At 60.0% G+C, this 17,454-nt stretch carries 15 protein-coding genes; 7 read left to right on the top strand and 8 right to left on the bottom strand.

What is annotated here, in order from left to right:
• Nucleotides 1-3: 3 nt before the first annotated feature.
• The 4 genes from J3P73_RS26665 to J3P73_RS26680 are packed head-to-tail and all read left to right on the top strand — an operon-like array spanning nt 4 to nt 3,758.
• A complete protein-coding gene (locus J3P73_RS26665) occupies nt 4-852 on the top strand; it encodes an ABC transporter permease (RefSeq protein ID WP_130687326.1) in 849 nt (282 codons plus the stop codon).
• Nucleotides 849-1,700, top strand: coding sequence for an ABC transporter permease (locus J3P73_RS26670; RefSeq protein WP_130687325.1), 852 nt, complete (start codon nt 849-851; stop codon nt 1,698-1,700). The genes J3P73_RS26665 and J3P73_RS26670 overlap by 4 nt, the downstream gene beginning before the upstream one ends.
• A 16-nt stretch (nt 1,701-1,716) precedes the next feature.
• Nucleotides 1,717-2,715 carry a 4-hydroxyproline epimerase gene (locus tag J3P73_RS26675; protein WP_130687324.1) on the top strand — a complete coding sequence of 333 codons (999 nt, stop codon included), beginning with the start codon at nt 1,717-1,719 and terminating at the stop codon, nt 2,713-2,715.
• Nucleotides 2,716-2,744: 29 nt separating this feature from the next.
• Nucleotides 2,745-3,758, top strand: a complete 1,014-nt coding sequence (locus J3P73_RS26680) for a GlxA family transcriptional regulator (RefSeq protein WP_130687465.1) — start codon at nt 2,745-2,747, stop codon at nt 3,756-3,758.
• 119 nt (nt 3,759-3,877) lie between these two features.
• On the opposite strand, the gene J3P73_RS26685 is transcribed toward J3P73_RS26680, so the two are convergent.
• The 3 genes from J3P73_RS26685 to J3P73_RS26695 are packed head-to-tail and all read right to left on the bottom strand — an operon-like array spanning nt 3,878 to nt 7,527.
• Nucleotides 3,878-5,158, bottom strand: a complete 1,281-nt coding sequence (locus tag J3P73_RS26685) for a M24 family metallopeptidase (protein WP_130687323.1) — start codon at nt 5,156-5,158, stop codon at nt 3,878-3,880.
• A gap of 34 nt (nt 5,159-5,192) precedes the next feature.
• Nucleotides 5,193-6,263 (bottom strand): FAD-binding oxidoreductase, encoded by a 1,071-nt coding sequence (locus J3P73_RS26690; RefSeq protein WP_197727542.1) that lies wholly within the window; start codon nt 6,261-6,263, stop codon nt 5,193-5,195.
• Nucleotides 6,264-6,273: 10 nt separating this feature from the next.
• Nucleotides 6,274-7,527, bottom strand: coding sequence for an aromatic ring-hydroxylating oxygenase subunit alpha (locus J3P73_RS26695; protein WP_018494251.1), 1,254 nt, complete (start codon nt 7,525-7,527; stop codon nt 6,274-6,276).
• A 109-nt stretch (nt 7,528-7,636) separates the two neighbouring features.
• Here J3P73_RS26695 and J3P73_RS26700 point away from each other — a divergent pair, with 109 nt between their 5' ends.
• On the top strand, nt 7,637-8,524 hold the full coding sequence (locus tag J3P73_RS26700; protein WP_024322974.1) for a LysR substrate-binding domain-containing protein: 888 nt from the start codon (nt 7,637-7,639) through the stop codon (nt 8,522-8,524).
• Between the two features lie 13 nt (nt 8,525-8,537).
• On the opposite strand, the gene J3P73_RS26705 is transcribed toward J3P73_RS26700, so the two are convergent.
• Both J3P73_RS26705 and J3P73_RS26710 read right to left on the bottom strand, forming a co-directional pair.
• Nucleotides 8,538-10,190 carry an acyltransferase gene (locus J3P73_RS26705; RefSeq protein WP_024322975.1) on the bottom strand — a complete coding sequence of 551 codons (1,653 nt, stop codon included), beginning with the start codon at nt 10,188-10,190 and terminating at the stop codon, nt 8,538-8,540.
• Nucleotides 10,191-10,543: 353 nt separating this feature from the next.
• Nucleotides 10,544-12,490: a putative bifunctional diguanylate cyclase/phosphodiesterase gene (locus J3P73_RS26710; RefSeq protein ID WP_130665595.1), complete on the bottom strand. Its 1,947-nt coding sequence runs from the start codon at nt 12,488-12,490 to the stop codon at nt 10,544-10,546.
• Between the two features lie 230 nt (nt 12,491-12,720).
• On the opposite strand from J3P73_RS26710, the gene J3P73_RS26715 reads away from it, so the two are divergent.
• Nucleotides 12,721-13,758, top strand: coding sequence for a class I SAM-dependent methyltransferase (locus J3P73_RS26715; protein ID WP_130687321.1), 1,038 nt, complete (start codon nt 12,721-12,723; stop codon nt 13,756-13,758).
• Nucleotides 13,759-14,186: 428 nt separating this feature from the next.
• On the opposite strand, the gene J3P73_RS26720 is transcribed toward J3P73_RS26715, so the two are convergent.
• Entirely contained in the window at nt 14,187-15,044 is an 858-nt protein-coding gene (locus J3P73_RS26720) for an NmrA family NAD(P)-binding protein (RefSeq protein WP_130680574.1), read from the bottom strand.
• Nucleotides 15,045-15,173: 129 nt separating this feature from the next.
• Between J3P73_RS26720 and J3P73_RS26725 the strand changes: the two genes are divergently transcribed.
• Nucleotides 15,174-16,070, top strand: a complete 897-nt coding sequence (locus J3P73_RS26725; RefSeq protein WP_130665592.1) for a LysR family transcriptional regulator — start codon at nt 15,174-15,176, stop codon at nt 16,068-16,070.
• A gap of 132 nt (nt 16,071-16,202) precedes the next feature.
• Here J3P73_RS26725 and J3P73_RS26730 read toward each other — a convergent pair whose 3' ends face one another.
• Both J3P73_RS26730 and J3P73_RS26735 read right to left on the bottom strand, forming a co-directional pair.
• Nucleotides 16,203-16,673: a cyclophilin-like fold protein gene (locus tag J3P73_RS26730; protein WP_130665591.1), complete on the bottom strand. Its 471-nt coding sequence runs from the start codon at nt 16,671-16,673 to the stop codon at nt 16,203-16,205.
• Nucleotides 16,674-16,686: 13 nt separating this feature from the next.
• Nucleotides 16,687-17,433: an SDR family oxidoreductase gene (locus J3P73_RS26735; RefSeq protein ID WP_130687320.1), complete on the bottom strand. Its 747-nt coding sequence runs from the start codon at nt 17,431-17,433 to the stop codon at nt 16,687-16,689.
• Nucleotides 17,434-17,454: the final 21 nt, after the last annotated feature.

Genomic DNA, 17,454 nt, shown 5'->3' on the forward strand with positions numbered 1-17,454 from the left:
GACATGGATAGTTCAGGCCTCACCGATCTTTTTGACGAATGGACGGACGCCGCGCTTGAGTGGGTGAGCGACAATGGCGAATTCCTCTTCGATACCATCAGACAGGTTCTCGAAGGGCTCTATGACGGGATCTTATGGCTCCTCGAGCTTCCACCATTCTACCTGGTCGCGCTGATCGTAGCGCTTATCGGCTGGCGGCTGGTCAATGTCTGGTTCGCCGTGCTGAGCGGCGCAGCGCTGGCGCTTTGTTTTTCCATGGGACTCTGGCCGGAGACGATGAGCACGCTCGCGCTGGTCTTGACCGCGACCGCGCTCGCCCTGGCGATCGGCATCCCGATCGGAATCGCCGCCGGCTTCTTCACCGGCCTCGACCGCTTCATGGAACCCGGCCTCGATCTCATCCAGACGCTTCCGCCATACATCTACCTGCTGCCGGCGATCGCTCTGCTCGGCTATGGACCGGCGACGGCACTGATCGCGACGGTGATCGTCGCCGTGCCGCCGGCGATCCGCCTGACCTCTCTGGGTATCCGGATGACGCCCAAGGAGTTCATCGAACTCGGAGAGGCGCTGGGGATGACGCCGGCGAAGATGTTCTTCAAGATCCGCCTTCCCTTTGCGCTGCCGAGCATCATGGCAGGCATAAACCAGAGCCTGATGATGGCCTTCGGCATGGTCGTCATCGCCGGCATCGTCGGCTCCGGCGGGCTCGGAGAGACGATCTACGGCGCGATCAGAACGCTCGACATCGCGACCTCGATCAATGGAGCGATAGCCATCGTGGTACTGACTATGGTGCTTGACCGGATAACTCAGAGCGCCGCTCGGCTCGGAACGGGGAGGAAGTCATGAATCCGTCCATCCTGCAGTTTTCGCCGGGCGCTTTCCTGGCACCGTCGGTCGATTGGCTCAACACCAATCTTCATCCGCTGTTTGCGGCGATCAGCTATCTGATCGAAACGGTCCTTTCCGGATTCGAGGCGGCGCTCCTCTTCGTGCCGCCCTACGGGCTTATCGCGATCGTCGTCGTCCTGGCATTCGTCGCCGTCGGTCTGCGCGCCGCGATCCTTGCGGGTCTTTGCCTGGGCTTCTGTCTCCTCATGGGACTGTGGACGGCATCGATGCAGACCCTCTCTCTGGTCACTGTCGCAGTTCTGATCTCCGTGCTTATCGCCTTCCCGATCGGCGTCCTGTGCTCGCGCCACAAGACATTGGAGGCGATGGTTCGCCCGGTTCTCGACGTAATGCAGACCGTGCCGCCGTGGGTCTACCTCATTCCTGCGGTGATGATCTTCAGCCTTGGACGGGTGCCGGCAATCATCGCCACCATCGTCTATGGCATTCCGCCGATGCTCCGCCTGACCACGCTGGCGTTCAACCAGGTGCCGAGAGAATTTGTGGAACTCGGCAGCGCCATCGGCGCGCCTCCCAGTTCGGTGCTTTGGAAGATCGAGATCCCCCTGGCCAGGCAGACGCTCCTGGTCGGGCTCAACCAATGCATCCTTCTGTCGCTGGCGATGGTCGTATTGGCCGGCCTTGTCGGCGCGGGCGGTCTCGGTGCGGAGGTGACGCGCGGCCTGACGCGCATGGAGATGGGGCTTGGCCTGCGGGCGGGCCTGGCGATCGTTGCAGTCGCCCTTCTGCTCGACCGGCTGTCCCGCGGCCTGCTCGACCGCGACAGGCCACGCAAGGCCGGATGAGCAAGGACATGAAAAGATGAGAAACAGCTTCTTCTGTATCGATGCGCATACCTGCGGCAATCCCGTCCGCCTCGTCGCCGGAGGCGGTCCGTTGCTTGCGCATGCGCCGATCAGTGAGCGACGGGAGATTTTTGTCCGGGACCATGACTGGGTGCGCAAGGCGCTGATGTTCGAGCCAAGGGGGCACGACATCATGTCAGGCGCGATCATCTATCCCGCCTATCGGGAGGATTGCGATTTCGCCGTGCTTTTCATCGAGGTGAGCGGCTGCCTGCCGATGTGCGGCGCCGGCACCATCGGCACCGTGACCGCTGCGATCGAGGAAGGGCTGGTTAAGCCGCGCGAACCCGGCCGGGTCGCCATTGAGACGCCCGCGGGGAGAGTTGATGTTACCTATGAGGAGAAGGGCGGATATGTCGATTCCGTTCGTCTCCACAATGTGGCGAGCTATCTCCATGAGGCTGATGTCGAGGTGGAGGTGCCGGGAATGGGCCGTCTGCGTGTCGATATATCCTATGGCGGCAACTATTATGCTGTCATCGAACCACAGGATAACTGGATCGGCCTCGATGGCATGACCGCATCCGACATTGTCGGCTGCAGCCAGAGACTGAGGTCAGCACTTGCCGGTATCTGCGATCCCGTTCATCCCGACGACGCCAGGATTAGAGGCGTGCATCACGCCATCTGGTGCGACCGCCCGGTGAATGATGTCTCGGATGGACGCTGCGCCGTCTTTTACGGGGAGAAGGCCATCGATCGCTCGCCGGGCGGAACCGGCACCTCCGCCCGCATGGCCCAGCTCTACGGCAAGGGACGGCTTACCGTCGGGTCGAAATACCGCCATGAAAGCCTGATCGGAACCATCTTCGAGGGGCGGGTCGAAGCCGAGGCAAGTATTGGACCCTATAGCGGTATTCTTCCAAGCATCGGAGGCTGGGCACGCGTCATCGGACACAACACCATTTTCGTTGACGATCGTGATCCGCTGGCGCACGGTTTTCAGATTCGATGAGTGCATTCAGAAACGGTGATGAGATGACTATGCGACCCGGGCAGCATCGACAGGGAGACGACGCCGCGAAGTCGGCTGGCCGGCTCAAGGTGGGCTTCGTTCTGGCGCGATCGTTCACGCTGTCCGCCTTCGCCCTCTTCGTGGACACGCTGCGGCTTGCCAGCGACGAGCAGGATCGTTCGGGAAGGGTCCTTGCCGACTGGCAGGTGATCGGCAGCACGCGGCACCTGATCACTGCGAGCTGCGGCGTCCAGGTCGCTCCGACGTCCGATTTCGTCGATCCGTCGAAGTTCGATTACATCGTGGTCGTCGGCGGCCTTTTGACGGTGGAGAACCCTGTCGACCAGGAGACCATCGCTTTTCTCAAGCAGGCCGACGCCAAGAAGGTGCCGCTGATCGGCGTGTGCACGGGTTCGTTCATCCTTGCTGAGGCAGGCCTGATGAAGCGGCACGACTCCTGTGTGAGCTGGCTGCACTACAAGGAGTTTCGGGAGAGGTTTCCTGAGCTTAGCGTTCGTTCCGACCGGCTCTTCAATCTCGATCGCCAGCGCGGATCGTGCGCAGGCGGCAGCAGCTCCGCCGACATGGCGGCATTGCTGGTCAGGAAATGCATCAGCCGCGACGCCGAACGAAACGCGCTGGAGGTCCTTCAGATCGAAAAGGCCCGGACTTCAACGGACATACAGCCCAGGCGTCCGCTCTACGACGATTATGACGACGCCCGCGTCAAGGCGGCGATGATTACGATGGAACAGTTCGTCGATGGCAGCATGTCTATACAGAAGCTTGCCGCCACGGTTGGCCTGTCTCGGCGGCAACTGGAGAGGATCTTCATCGACAAGACGGGAATGTCTCCCGCCAAGGCCTATAATCGTGTTCGCATGGAGCGGGCGAAATCGATCCTGGCCCAGTCGAAGGCGCCAATGATCGAGATCGCGCTGGACGTCGGCTTTGAGAATGCCTCGCAGTTCACCAGAACCTTCAAACGCACATTCGGGCAAACGCCGTCGCAGCATCGCGCAGCCGCTTCGAGAGCGCACTAGAACAGGATGATTTTAGGCCGGGTCGGCCTAAAATCTGAATCCTGTTCTACATTAAATAGTTAGAGTATGATGTCGTCCGAAAACCGCTCACACTTTTCGGCATCATGCTCTAGGCTTATTCAGATATCTTCCCACGGAAACGTGTCCAGCCGCACCGCTCCCCTTGCCGTGATCAGCGCCTGAGTTTCCAGCTTGATGCTCTCGGATCCGGCTTCGGCGATCAGGCTTTCGACGTTGAGCACCATGTTCTCCTCGATGCAGCCGCTGAAGTTCGGGTCGAAATCCGGATGCAGAAGGATCCCCGGCCATTCGTCCGCCATTCCGGTTCCGTGCAGAGCAAGCGTGTATCGATAAGGCTGGTATTTCTCCGGAATCCGCCACGACAGTTCGTTGAATTCCTGGAATGTCATCCCGGGCCTGATGATTGAAAGATTGTGCTCGATCTGATCCCGGGCGGCGGCGTAAAGTTCCTTCTGCTTGGCGCTCATCGCGACGTGTCCCGCTGTCCACGAGCGCGAGAGATCGGCGCAATAGCCGTAGGGTCCGATCATGTCGGTGTCGAAGGATATCATCTCCCCGCGTTTGATGACGTAGTCCGAACATTCCTGATACCAGGGGTTCGTTCTCGGGCCTGCGGTCAAGAGCTTGGTCTCGAGCCACTCGCCACCGCTGCGTGCGTTTTCGAAGTGAAGCTCGGCCCAGATCTCTCTTTCGGTGCGGCCCGGTTCAGAAATCTCGTACATCCGCGCCATGCCTGCTTCGCAGACACGGATCGTCCATCGCATCAGCTCGATCTCCTCGGTGCTCTTGATGGATCGCGCCCGCTCGGCCAGTTCCTGGCCGTCTAAGAGCATGAAGCCGCGTTCCCGCAATTCGAACGCGCCGGCGGGTTCGAGCCTGTCCACCGCCACGCGTTTGTTACCGCCATTGCGGCTTACGAGGTCCGCGACCTCGTCCGCCCAGGCTTTCAGGCGAGGTTCCATAAGGTTCCCGGCCGTGAAGAATATCCATGACTTCGCCGGCCGGATCTCGTCGATGCCGGGAAGCCCGTCATTGACATGGTCGGCGCCTTCGAATTCGAAAAGTATGGCCGGACCATCGGCCAGGATCAGAGCGTAACGCGAGGCGTTGTGCATCGTCCAAATGCTCATATTCGATGAATCGAAGGCATATCGGATGTTGACGGGGTCGTAGAGAAGCAGGGCGCCGCAGTCCCATTCGCGCATTTTCCTGCGCAGGCGCTCCAGACGATAGCGGCGGGCCAGATCGAGCGTCGCGGCCGGCACAGGACTGATAAGAGGCCGGTCGGCTCCTTCAGGATTGAAATATGCCTGCTTTCGCTCGTCCTTGAAGACCGTCGAGCCGGTCAACTCGGCGGAACCGCTTTCCTCTCGCAGCATCTCAGTCAGTCCCTGTTGTCGGTGAGTGACAGTGTCAGCGCTCGACGACCAGATCGCTGAGCGGCTTGGAGCAACAGGGCAGGAAGAAGCCGGCGTCGATTTCCCTCTGGCGAATTCCGCCATTGTGGTTCATGTCGACGGTTCCGGAGGCGAGCTTCGACTTGCAGGTGCCGCAGACGCCGTTCGCACAGGACGACGGGATCCTGACGCCTGACTTCTTCGCACAAGAAAGCACGCTTTGGTCGCCTGTTACCTCGATGCTGCGGGCCTGCTTCGAGAAGGTGACCTGAAAGACCTTGGCAGTTGCCTCCTGAACCGCAGGGATTTCGGGTTCGTCGATGACCGCTGCGTCGAAGCTTTCCTCCAGGTAGTTCGAGGCGGGCACGCCGAGTTCGGCGGCAATGGTGCGCGCGGCGGCCATGAACGGGGCGGGGCCGCAGCACATCACGGTTCGCTCGGCGATATCGGGAACCGCAAGCCTGATATAGTCTTTCGAAATGCGACCGGTCAGACCGGGCCAGGACGGCTCGCCGGCCACGGTCTCCGGGAGGAAATGCAGGCGAAGGCCTTTCAGCCTGCGGGCGATGCAGGCCAGTTCGTCGCGAAAGATCAGGTCTTGCGGCGTCCGTCCCGCGTGCATGAAGACGACGTCGGCAGGTTGGCAACTGTCGGCGAGTTCCCGCAGGATGGACATGACGGGGGTAATGCCGGAGCCGCCGGACAAAAGCAGAAGCTTGCGTCCCGACGTCTCGGGCCTGACGAAGTGGCCGAGCGGGCCGTTCGCCTTGACGGTCGCGCCGGGAACCAGGGTGTCGTGAAGCCAGTTGGAGATCTTTCCGCCGGGAACGCGCTTCACGGTCACGGAGAAGGCGTTTGTCCGATGCGGCGAGGAGGAAATGCTGTAGCACCTGTTTTCAGCGTCTCCATTGTGTTCGAGGTCGAACAGAAAATACTGCCCGGCCTTGAACGCGAACCGCTTGCCCTCGCGCGATGCGAAGGTGAATGTCTTGACGTCATGGGTTTCCTGCTGAACGTCGAGGCAGACGAGCGCGTCGTCTTCTTCCGGGTTCCAGACGTCGTCAAGGGCGGCCCTGGCTGCGGGCATCTGCGGGCTCCTAGTATCCATGGGCGCGCATCCGATCGATGTACCAACTGGCGAACTTGTCGAGGTTCGTCTCGGAGAAGCGGGAGTAGGGGCCGGGCTGATAGGCCGGGTCGAGAGTGCCTGCATGGGAGCGCGCGACAAGATCGGCGTCCTGGTCCGTCGTCGCGACCCAGACATCCGTCAGCTTGTCGAGATCGTAATCCACGCCTTCGACGGCGTCCTTGTGGACCAGCCACTTGGTTCTCACAAGCGTCTTGCCTGCCGAGAGCGGAATGACGGTTGCCACCACGGCATGGTCGCCCATGAAGTGGTTCCAGCTGTTGTGGCCCCAAAGATGCGTATCGCCGAGATCCTTGCGGGTCATGTGCCCAAGAAGCTTGGAGGATGCGGCGGTGGCGTCGTGGGTCTGGGATTCGCCGGCGCCTGCGATGATCAGCCGTTGGGTGCGGAAGTTGGTGGCGCAGTCGGCGAGCTGCTCGACGGCCGCCGACGGAAAGCCGTCGGACTCCCAGGCCTTCGTCCGCTCTTCATACAGCCTGAAATGCTCCTCGGCCTGTTCGCGATCCTCCGGGTTCAGCGTTTCCGGGTCGAAGCCGAAGTCGAGATCGACGAAGGAGACGCAAAGCTCCGGATGGTTCGCGGAGCAATGGTAGCATTCGCGATTGTTTTCCATCGTGAGCTTCCAGTTGCCATCCTCGATGACATCCGTTTGGAAGGCAACCTTTGCGTTCCGGATGTCGTAGGGGGCGAGGCGCTCGGTCATGGCCTGTTCGAGGATAGCAATGTCTTCGGGCGGATTGTCGGAGAGACAGACATAAATCAGCCCGCCGATCGACTTGAAAGTGACGGGCTTGAGGCTCCGACACTCCTTGTCGAAGTCCTTGCCCATGTGAGGTGCGTAGCTGAGCTCACCCGTTAGTTCATAGGTCCAGGTGTGATAGGGACAGACGAGTTTTGAGACGATCGTCTTGCCCGGATCGAGAAGGCGGGAGCCGCGATGACGGCAGACATTGTGCAGGACGCGAATTTCTCCGTCGTCGTCACGCAGAAGGATTAGGCTCGTCTTGCCGATATCGATCACCGTGGCGTCACCGGGCTCGGGAACATCGCAGTCCAGACCGACGCAGATCCAGTGATTGTGGAAGAAGACGTCGATGTCTGCTTCGAACACGTCTTCTCTGACGTAAAGGCCGGCCGGCAAAGAGTGACCGTTGGCGCGAGCGTCGAGAAGAGCCGAAATGGAAGATGGGAGCTTGTTTAGCATGAGAACCTCTTATGCGAGAGTTTCCCGAGATTGCCCTTGCAAAGCTGATGTTTCAACGGCATAAAAAATTACACTCGCATGAGTTTTTATCATGTGAAGAGGAGTTGCGATGCATTTCCGAAGACGGATCCCGTCGCTGACGGCACTGGTCACTCTGGAGGCGGTGCTCCGAAAGAAGAGCTTCACCACGGCTGCGACCGAATTGGGCGTCACCCAGGCAGCGGTCAGCAGGCAGATTGCATTGCTGGAGGAGGAATTCGGCCAGCCCTTATTTGTGCGCAAGCATCGAGCGATCGAGCCGACAGCGGCATGCATCAGCCTCGGAGCCACGCTGGCCAAGAGCTTTGCCGATATTGCCGAGGGCGTGGAAGCGCTCCAGTCGCGCAGCCAGGACGTGCTGACGATAGGGGCGACCGTTGCATTCTCGTCTTTCTGGCTGCTGCCGCGGCTGGCCGAATTCCGCCGGGCGAACCCGGGCATCCTGGTGCGGGTGATATCCCAGGATAGCCCGATCGCTCTCGACGACGGCGAAGTCGACGTGGCAATTCGATATGGTGTGCCTCCCTTCAGCGATGGCACCGTCATCGCCTCGCGCGGCGACGTCATCTGCCCCGTCTGCTCTCCCGACTATCTCCGGCGTCGGGGCGATGGTCCGCCCGGCCCCCTAGACGAATTCATCGAAACGGATGTTCTCGATCGTTCCTGGTATAGCTGGGCGCAGTGGTTTTCGCTGACCGGCGCCAACCTCGAGGTGAAGCCGTCGCTTCGGTTCAACCACTATACCGAAACCATTGCCGCCGCGCGCGCAGGCCAAGGCATTGCCTTGGGATGGCGCATGCTGGTGGGCACCTTTCTGGAGGATGGAACCCTGGTGCAGGCCGACGGCGGCGAGCTTGCCGCGGAAGATCGTTACAACGTGATCGTGCCCGTCAAAGCCAAGCGAAGCAATGCACGCGACCTTGCCGCCGCCTGGCTGACGGCATCGCTGCACGGCTAATCGAAAGCCGTAATCACAAACCGAGCCCCACGGCTGCCGTCCGGTGAACGCCTTTGGGGATGAAGGCGAAGCGATCTGACAGGCCCAGAAAATCGGCCGCCAGGTGAATGACGGAAAGCCACATTTCCGTCCCCTGCAGGCTCGGTTCACCACCGTCGGCAAACGGGAATCCCTCGCCATCCCGCCATCTATCGAGAGCCCGCGATATGAGATTGCGGGCGATCGCCTCCCCGTCAGCCCGCCTGTAGTCGGTCTGCCGGGCAATCAGCAGCAGAGGATGCATCGTATCGAGCAGGTTGCACGCATTGTATCTCGCGGCGACGAAGCCCTTGTGGTTGCGATAGTTGAGGTGAACTGTTTCGAGTGAGGCGTACGGATGCGGAAGTGCCACGCCGAACTGGGCGTAGGTGCCGCGCGTCAGGCGATAAAAGCCGTTCACCGGTTGAAGCCATCCTTCCGCCGCGGTCGGTTCACCCCACAGCCCCGAGACACTGTTGGCATTCCGGCTCAGCCACTCGAAAAGCTCCTGCCGGGAATTCCTGATGCCGAAATACTTCGCATTGAAGTACATGGCAGTTCCGATCGCATCGACCACGCTTCCGGCGTGCCACGCCCGGGTCGACCAGGGCAGGGCGCTCAGCCATTCATCCAGCTCTCCGGCGCCGAGCTCGACTGCATGGACGAGTTGCCGTGGACCGGAACCAAGCAGTTCAAGCGCATAGCCAACCGCAAGGACGTTATAGAGCGCCTTTGGTTCATCCCTCAGCGCCTTGCCATGCATTCGCGAATGCTCCTCCGGGAAAAGGCCGGTCTCTTGGTCCTGCAGACCTTGGAGGAGCCCGACCGTCTCCGCCGGATTGAGGTCGGGCGGCAGCTGGCCGAATCCGGCAGCGATCTCGATTGCATCGCAGAGATGCCGGATCGCTGGTCTCCGGATGCCGTCTGCCTCCAGCGATTCATAGGCTCCCTCCGTTTTCCAGCGCGCAAGAATGTCGGGCCATTGGTCTTTCGCTTTCTGACCGAGCCTGACCAATTGATCTTCGACGTCGCCCGTGCCGGATTTCCTGGGCGCCGAGCCTCGGCTCCGCAGCACCCGGGCGGGCACGCCACCGGCAATCGCCATGGCGGGAATGTCCCCCGTGACCACCGCTCCGGCGGCGATCACCGCACCATTTCCAATCGTGGCGCCATCGAGGATCACGCAATTGGCGCCGATCCAGACATCGTCACCGATCACTATGCCGATGCTGACGACACCCTGTCGGTGTATAGGAATGGTCGGATCGTCGAAGCCATGATTGAAGCCGACGATCGATGCATGCGAGGCAATCCGCACGCCATGACCGCACGTCACCTTGCCGGAAACACAGGCATAGGGATTGATGGTGCAATCATCACCGAAGATTATATCGCCGCGGACCAGCGCGTGACCGGCGATCCAGGATCGTTCGCCCATCGTCAGGTTTTCGGTGAAGATTGCGGCGCCCTCAGCGATGTAGGACGTCTCGGCCAGCTCCGCACCGCATGATCGCCGGAGTTCCGCCTTGCGGGCGAGGTGAGCCGGATGACGGAGGTCAGACGCAACGTGTTCCCAGGTCAGGTATTGAAGCCTGCGCGCTTCCCTCTCTTCGCTCACTGACGATTGCGGGCTGTTGGCGTGATCCATCTCGATCCTCATTCTCAGGTTCAACCGCTGAATATTCCTCTGCCTTCAGCGATCCGTTGCCTCGCTGCATCAGACGGCGTGATCCGTCTAAAAGCAAGACTTCTGACAATGGTGGCGCAGCCCTCGTTGAGATGGCTCCAATTGCTTTGGTTGCCGTGTAGGTAGTCGGTTCGGCCGACGCGTACGGGTTCATCGGCTGTACGGAAAGTGTACCACCCGGCGAGAAGATAAGCTGACCGGAATAGGGTATGCCTGCCACACTCACGTCCCAATTCGCAATCCGCAGAGATGTCACACGCTACTCATCGATCATCGGCAACGTGCTGAGCCATCTGGAAAACCTTGAGGTCGAGTTATGCCGCGTTCAGAAGTTCAGCGCTGACCGGCATTCCCATATGAAAGCCCTGGACGCGGTCGATGCGAAGATCCTTGAGAAGGGAAAATTGTGCTGCAGTTTCGACGCCTTCCACCAGAATCGTATTCCCACGATTGCGGATGAGAGCAATCATGTCCTGAAGCATCGTCAAACCGCGTGGGTTCGAGCAGTCGTGCAGGAAGGTTCTATCGACCTTGACCGTCTGAAACTCGATTGCCCTCAGCCAAGAGAGGCCCGCGAAGCCGCAGCCGAAGTCGTCAAGCCAGATCTCGACGCCGAGCGCCCGCAGATCGGCAATGCATTTAAGCACCTCCGACTGCATATCCATGTCCAGGCCCTCGGTGACCTCCAAGGCCAGTCGCGACCCGCAGACCCCGCACCGAGCAAGGATATCAGCGACACTGGCAGCAAAGCCCGGGGAACGCAGTTGTATTGGCGACACGTTGACGCTGACGGAAGCCATGCGATCGGTCATCAGTATGTCCCGGCATGCCGTCTCGATCGCCCATCTGCCCAGTTCGAGGATAGCGCCACTTCGTTCTGCAACCGGAATGAACGTCTTCGGCGAAACCGCGGTGCCGTCCGGCATTCTGAGGCGCATCAAAGCCTCGACAGCTCTTGCTTTCCCGTTCGTCACGTCGAAGATCGGTTGGTACACGAGCGAGACCAGTTTGCGATCGATGGCGGCCGCCAGCAGCGGGACGAGCTTACCAGCATGGTCGTCGGGGCGAGGCAACAGCGGATCAAAACTACGAATGCAGTTTCGGCCATTTGCTTTGGCGTTGTAGAGAGCGAGGTCGGCTTCACGGACTATTCGTTCAACTTTCTCTCCAACTTTCTCGCGGGTGAAGGCGACGCCGATGCTGACGGTTACGATCGACATATCATCTGGTCGCTCGTCGTGAGCAATCGCAAGAGACTCGACTTCCATTCTGATCTTCTCGGCGAGAGTCATCGCGACCTTGGGGAGGGCAGCCGGCATGACCACGATAAACTCCTCGCCACCATACCTGCCGATCATGCCATCGGACGACTCTACAACCGCCTTCAGCGCATTGGCGATGACAGTCAGACATCGGTCTCCTTCCTGATGTCCGTAGCGATCATTGAAGCGTTTGAAAAAGTCGACGTCGATGAGGAACACGGAGAAGTCGCGGCGTTCGTCTTTCCAGGCGGCCCAGCATTCGTCGAGCCGCCGATCCAGGGCGCGTCTGTTGCTTATGCCCGTCAGGTAGTCAGTATGTGAAAGCTCGAGCAGTGACCTTCCACGCTCGGACGCCTCCCAGTGCTGGTGGCGAGCCTCCGCCGCGTTCAGCAACACATTTCGACGCTCCACGTTCAATCGCCAATTGACGAAAGACGTGAAGGCAAAGCACGAAATGTAGAACATCCCGAAGGCAAGCTTGTAGGTTTGGCTTGAAGGAAAAAACTCCTCGATCGTAACGAAAAATGCGCAGAGAACGAGGCCCGAGGTGATCACCGAAAGCCGAAACGGGAAACTGAAAAACAGGTTGGCGCCCATCATGAAGATGGCGCCGAATATCATGTAGTATGACATGGCGGTGACGTCGCGGGTGGCAATCGCCGGGTAAAGCCAGCCCACATAGCCCACAAGCAGTGCAGCGGCACATGTGACGTCAAGCCAGACGGTTTTCGCTTTTGCCAGTCGCAAGGCTTCGAAAGCCAGCAACGCGATCGTTGCAATGACGAATCGCGCGGCGATCGTCACAGGCGCAACATCCGGGATAAGCCATCGATCTGGAAGTGCGAAGGCCACATAAACGACGACCGCGATCCAAAGACCATGCCGTGAGCTCCGCCTTCGGGCAGCATCATTTTCAGTTTCCAGAGACTTGAGGGCCTCGGCAGATGAGAAGCTGACGGTCAATTCGTCGCGCCGCACATTAGCGTAAGCCGCGCTCATGCAAAAACACCGGCCTGGCAACGATATAGAGAAGGTAAAAAGTAAGCCATACTTCGGCGCCCTCCAAAGTTACATTCTGCAACCTGAACCCGATTGGTCTTATTGCTGAGCACTCTTAGAGGGATAGGATCTGACCCGCAATAGTAGAAATACTCTTATCCCGTGTAGATTCTAGTCGCATCCTATTTCGAGGTTGATTATACTTAACGCTATGTCAAAGGGGTCTCGAAATGGAACAAAGCCTGGTCTTGGACGGTGAAAGTCTTGTTGCGCCCGGTGAAATTCGTCGGGCGGCAAGAAGGGTTGCTGCCCCGGATCCCGGCCACCTTATCGTTGCCAGAGCCGAGCTTGCCCTCAGCCTTGACGTGTCGATCCGTCAGTTCAGATCCGGCGTCGAGCCTAATGCGATCATCGAGCGTCTTACCGACGCCTTGCATCAGATACGGCGGCGCTTTCATCCGGAGGTGTGGGACGTCATCGTTCCGATCGCGCAATCTCATCCCGTTGCTCACTATCTTCATCAAGATCCATTGACCCGCTGGTCGTTCGAAAAGCCGCGCGGCTATTCTGGCGACGCACGCCTTCTCGACTTCATCTACGGCAGACCTGAGATTGAGGACGCTGTCTTATCAGCCAGCAACTTGGGACGTTCGATCTACGCCTACACTCGTAATGCTTCGTCATCCGTCGCGGTAAGGCAGCGTCGAGACATTTTGGCTCGCCGCGTTGACGAAATCGCTTCGGCCCGGCCTGGTTCCACCGAAGTCCTCGCCATCGCGGCTGGGCATCTTCGTGAGGGGCCTTTGTCGCGCGCTCTCGGCGCCGGCGAGATCAGACGCTGGGTCGCTTTGGATCAAGACCCGATGAGCGTTGGTACCGTCGCCCGCGATTTCGCCGGCACGTCCGTCCAGGCGGTGAACGGGTCGGTCAAATCCCTGCTCGGTGGAAGGCACGCGCTGGGAATGTTCGATTTCGTTTATGCCGCGGGTCTTTATGACTATCTGCCGGACGCGGTAGCCGTAAAGCTGACCAGGAAGTGCGTCAGCATGCTGAAGCCTGGCGGCACATTCCTATTCGCCAACTTCTCCCCGGAGACGGACGTCGATGGCTATATGGAGACATTTATGAACTGGGCGCTGCTGTTGCGGTCAGAACGAGAGATGGGCTTGATCGCCCGTGAAAGCGTGACTGGGGCGGATGTGAAGGTGTCTGTTTGGCCCGGCTCAAACCGCAGCATTGTCTACTGTGAAATCCAAAGACCGCATTAGGCCGCACGTTTGCTCGAAGGGCTTACCGTCAGCGTCTTTCGGTCACCAAGGTCTCGCTGCGTCAGGCTCCGCTGGACAACGGGGCGCAACACGCTGCGCCCCTTGCTCATCGACAGTTACCGGAGGCTGTTACCGGGCGCTGTCGATGATTGCGGCGCCGCCGAGATGACACAAGCGACCCTCGGCCTCGGTGCTGGGAGCATTTCCCACTAAGTCTCCTGAGCAGGAACAGACGCTCATCAGGCAGAGGCTCGAAGTGTCGTCGCCACCGTCCAAGGGCGTGGGAAGCTATCTCCTGAAGAGTTTGAAATAGGCTGCCCTCCAATCCGGTGGTCTTCTGGTAGTCCCTCAGTTCAAAATCGGGGGTCGACCCTATCAGAGGCCGCATTAGAGGGCGTGGCTGCTCTCCGCCACGGCCTTTCAGCTGTTTATCGGCCGGGGCAAATCAGACGGCTCATGGCTGTGTCCAGTGTGGTCGTGCCCTTTACCGGCTCGCCCTCGAACCGGATCCAGCCTTCGTTGAAGCCGTCGATCATACGCATCCGCGGGAGTGGGTTCTGCATGCCCTGATCGGTGAAAATCTGCTCCCAGGTGTCGCGGGCGACCGGCTCCACCCGGACGGGTTTGCCGAGGATGGACGATAGGACAGCGGCGATATCGTTGGGCGTGACGCCCTCTGGCCCCATCAACTCGACGACCTGCTGGCCCACCCACTCGTGCTGCAGCAGTTCTGCCGCTTTGGCTCCGACGTCGAAGACAGAAACCATCGGATAGGGCTGATCGAGCGGCTGCAGGAAACTCGAGAGGACACAAGTCTCGCGCGCCGGCGCGATATCCCAGGCCGTGTTCTCCATGAACCAGCCGGCACGCAGAAAGGCGATCGGCATTGGCAAGGCAGATAACTTCTGTTCGACGAGACCGAGCTGGCTCAAGAGGTTAGGTTCTCTGGCCTGCGCGCCGATGGTGGAGAGGCAAACGACCTTGGCAGGACGAGACGAAAGAAGCGCGGTCTTCAGGGCCGCAATGACAGCGCGCACTTCCATAAAGCCGGGGGTCGGATCGAAGGTCGGCGGGATCAGCAGAAAGACGCCGTCGGCGCCGGCGAAAGCCTTGGTGAGCGCATCGGCGTCGGTCATCTCGGCCAAGGCCAGTTCCGCGCCTTTGTCCTTCCATTCCGCTGCTTTTTCCGCATTGCGCGCGACGGCGCGTATCGGCACCCCCGCCTTCAGCAGACGCGCGGCGACAATGCCTCCGACTTGGCCTGTTACTCCGGTGATCACAAACATGGTTAGACTCCTTTGCTTCCTCCACCGCCAGCAGGTTGGCGGTTTGTTATGCTGATCATGTCCTTTGGCAGCATTTGACTGAAGCGCGCTTCTGTCACATGATTGGTGACTAAAAATCACGGATGCGCGATGTTTGACGGACGATTATTGAATGGCGTGAGCGTACTGGCCGCCGTTATCGAGAGCGGAAGCTTCGCGCGGGCGGCGGAGCTGATGGGACTATCGGCGTCGGGTGTCAGCCGCGCCATTTCTCGACTGGAGGGGCGGATCGGTCTGCGGCTCCTCGACCGGACAACACGCACGATGCGGCTGACCGATGACGGCGCGCGGTTCTACGAACAAGTGGCCCCACTCTTGAGCGGCATCGAAGAGGCTGCCCAGACAGCTGTTGGCGCCAGACAGGCGGTGCGTGGCCGACTGCGAGTCAATGTCGACCCATATTTCTCACGCCTTGTGCTCGGCCCGCGGCTCGGCGCCTTCCTCGATCGTTATCCGGATATCCAGATCGAGATCATCACCCGCAACGAGATCGGCGATCTTGTTGCTGATGGCATGGACGTCGCGGTGCGCTTTGGCGAGCCTGCGCAGAGGTCGCTTATTTCGCGCCTGTTGATGCAGACGCGCGTGATCACCATTGCGGCTCCCGCTTATATCGAGCGACATGGTCGGCCGAGCCGTCCACAGGATTTGAGCGAGCATACCTGTATCCAGTTCCAGGACCCGCTGACTGCAAGGCCTTTCGGATGGGAGCTTCGGTGGGGTGAAGAGGTCGTCTCGATCGAGACCCGCAGCCGCATTTTAGTCAACGATGCCGGCACGACCTTGGCGACCTGCCTTGCGGGGATAGGCATCGCGCAAGTCTTCTCACTCGGGATGGCGGATTATCTGAACAATGGGCAGCTCGTGAACCTCTTTCCCGACTGGTCGGACGAGACATTCCCGCTCTACGCCTTCTATCCCTCGCGTCAGCATGTTCCGGCTAAGGTCAGGGCCTTTATAGATTTCTGCGTCGAGATCATCGAATAGACGGAGGCGCCCCCTCGAGCGCCTCTGCTGGCTTAAGCCGGCCGCGGCTTTCTGGTTCTGGAAGTATCGTCTATGGGGTCCTTTCATGCTTGGGCGGAAGGCGAATTGCTATCTCCGGCCATAAAGCCCTTGTCATATGCGTTCTATGCGGACCGGATACTCGCCGCGCAGCAGCAACGGCTCGAAGCCATTGTCGAAGCGGCCGAGCCGGATCAGCCCGTCCCAGCGATAATCCGCGTAGAACAAGGCCAGGTTACCCCACGGTTTGAAGTAGCAAAGGTCGCCCGGCTGCTCGTTTCCGAAAGCACCGCTGCCTTCTTCTGTCAGCTTGCGCGGCAGATGGACGATCTTTTCGCTCCTGCCGTAGTCCTCGATCTTGAGGTTCAAGGGCAGCATGGAAGCGAGATCGCGCGCCGTCGGATTGTCGGAGAGCGTCGCGGTCAGGGTTAGAGTGTTGAAGCCTATCCTGATTCTGACGTCTGTCGCCTCGGGATCCGCCGAGCCGCGCTCGTCCTGCCCTTGCGCCACAAGAGGTAGAGCGGCGGTCGCCAAGGTTCCGCCCAGCACCGCGCGACGGCTCATGAACTTGGATGTCATCGACATAGCGCGCCTCGCGTCAGACAGGTTGAGCCGTGGGCCGGAACAGGATTTCGTTGATGTCGACATCGTCTGGTTCGTTCACCGCGAAGGCGACCGTTCGGGCGAACGTGTCGGCGCTGATGGCGATTTTACTGACGAACTCCTTGGTGCCCGTCTGGATGTCCTTTTCGCTGATGTGTTCTAGGAGTTCGGTGCTCACCGCGCCGGGTGAAATGATCGTGGTGCGGATGTTGTATGGCTTCACTTCCTTCCGCAGCCCCTCCGAGAGGGCGCGCACGGCGAATTTCGTCGCGCAATAGACGGCGGCACCCGGATCGACCACATGACCATAGACGGAGGACACGTTGATGATGTGCCCCGACTTCTGCGCTTTCATGTGGGGAAGCGCTGCTGCGATGCCGTAGAGCACCCCTTTGATGTTCACGTCGATCATGCGATCCCACTCGTCAACTTTGAGCCGTTCGAGCGGCGCAAGTGGCATCAGGCCGGCATTGTTCAGCATCACGTCGATGCGACCGAACGCGTTGACGGCCGTGTCGACGAGCGTCTTGACTTGATGTTGGTCCGTGACATCGGTTTGGACTGCCGTGGCCTTATAGCCCTTGGCGGACAGCTCCTCAGCCAGCTTAGCGATGCGGTCGCTACGCCGTGCGCCGAGGACGACGGAAGCGCCGCGCTCGGCAAGGTGACGGGCGGTGGCTTCGCCAAGCCCGCTGCTTGCCCCGGTGATGACGACCACTTTGTTTTCGATTCCTTGGGACATGATGATCTCCTGTTGTGAGGT

The organism is Rhizobium ruizarguesonis, assembly GCF_017357285.1.
In the GTDB taxonomy this organism is placed as follows: Bacteria; Pseudomonadota; Alphaproteobacteria; order Rhizobiales; family Rhizobiaceae; genus Rhizobium; species Rhizobium ruizarguesonis.

Excerpts from the sequence above, each read along its gene's own strand:
- J3P73_RS26665 (WP_130687326.1), top strand. The coding sequence starts at position 4 with ATGGATAGTTCAGGCCTCACCGATCTTTTTGACGAATGGACGGACGCC.
- J3P73_RS26670 (WP_130687325.1), top strand. The coding sequence starts at position 849 with ATGAATCCGTCCATCCTGCAGTTTTCGCCGGGCGCTTTCCTGGCACCG.
- J3P73_RS26675 (WP_130687324.1), top strand. The coding sequence starts at position 1,717 with ATGAGAAACAGCTTCTTCTGTATCGATGCGCATACCTGCGGCAATCCC.
- J3P73_RS26680 (WP_130687465.1), top strand. The coding sequence starts at position 2,745 with ATGCGACCCGGGCAGCATCGACAGGGAGACGACGCCGCGAAGTCGGCT.
- J3P73_RS26685 (WP_130687323.1), bottom strand. The coding sequence starts at position 5,158 with ATGCTGCGAGAGGAAAGCGGTTCCGCCGAGTTGACCGGCTCGACGGTC.
- J3P73_RS26690 (WP_197727542.1), bottom strand. The coding sequence starts at position 6,263 with ATGCCCGCAGCCAGGGCCGCCCTTGACGACGTCTGGAACCCGGAAGAA.
- J3P73_RS26695 (WP_018494251.1), bottom strand. The coding sequence starts at position 7,527 with ATGCTAAACAAGCTCCCATCTTCCATTTCGGCTCTTCTCGACGCTCGC.
- J3P73_RS26700 (WP_024322974.1), top strand. The coding sequence starts at position 7,637 with ATGCATTTCCGAAGACGGATCCCGTCGCTGACGGCACTGGTCACTCTG.
- J3P73_RS26705 (WP_024322975.1), bottom strand. The coding sequence starts at position 10,190 with ATGGATCACGCCAACAGCCCGCAATCGTCAGTGAGCGAAGAGAGGGAA.
- J3P73_RS26710 (WP_130665595.1), bottom strand. The coding sequence starts at position 12,490 with ATGAGCGCGGCTTACGCTAATGTGCGGCGCGACGAATTGACCGTCAGC.
- J3P73_RS26715 (WP_130687321.1), top strand. The coding sequence starts at position 12,721 with ATGGAACAAAGCCTGGTCTTGGACGGTGAAAGTCTTGTTGCGCCCGGT.
- J3P73_RS26720 (WP_130680574.1), bottom strand. The coding sequence starts at position 15,044 with ATGTTTGTGATCACCGGAGTAACAGGCCAAGTCGGAGGCATTGTCGCC.
- J3P73_RS26725 (WP_130665592.1), top strand. The coding sequence starts at position 15,174 with ATGTTTGACGGACGATTATTGAATGGCGTGAGCGTACTGGCCGCCGTT.
- J3P73_RS26730 (WP_130665591.1), bottom strand. The coding sequence starts at position 16,673 with ATGTCGATGACATCCAAGTTCATGAGCCGTCGCGCGGTGCTGGGCGGA.
- J3P73_RS26735 (WP_130687320.1), bottom strand. The coding sequence starts at position 17,433 with ATGTCCCAAGGAATCGAAAACAAAGTGGTCGTCATCACCGGGGCAAGC.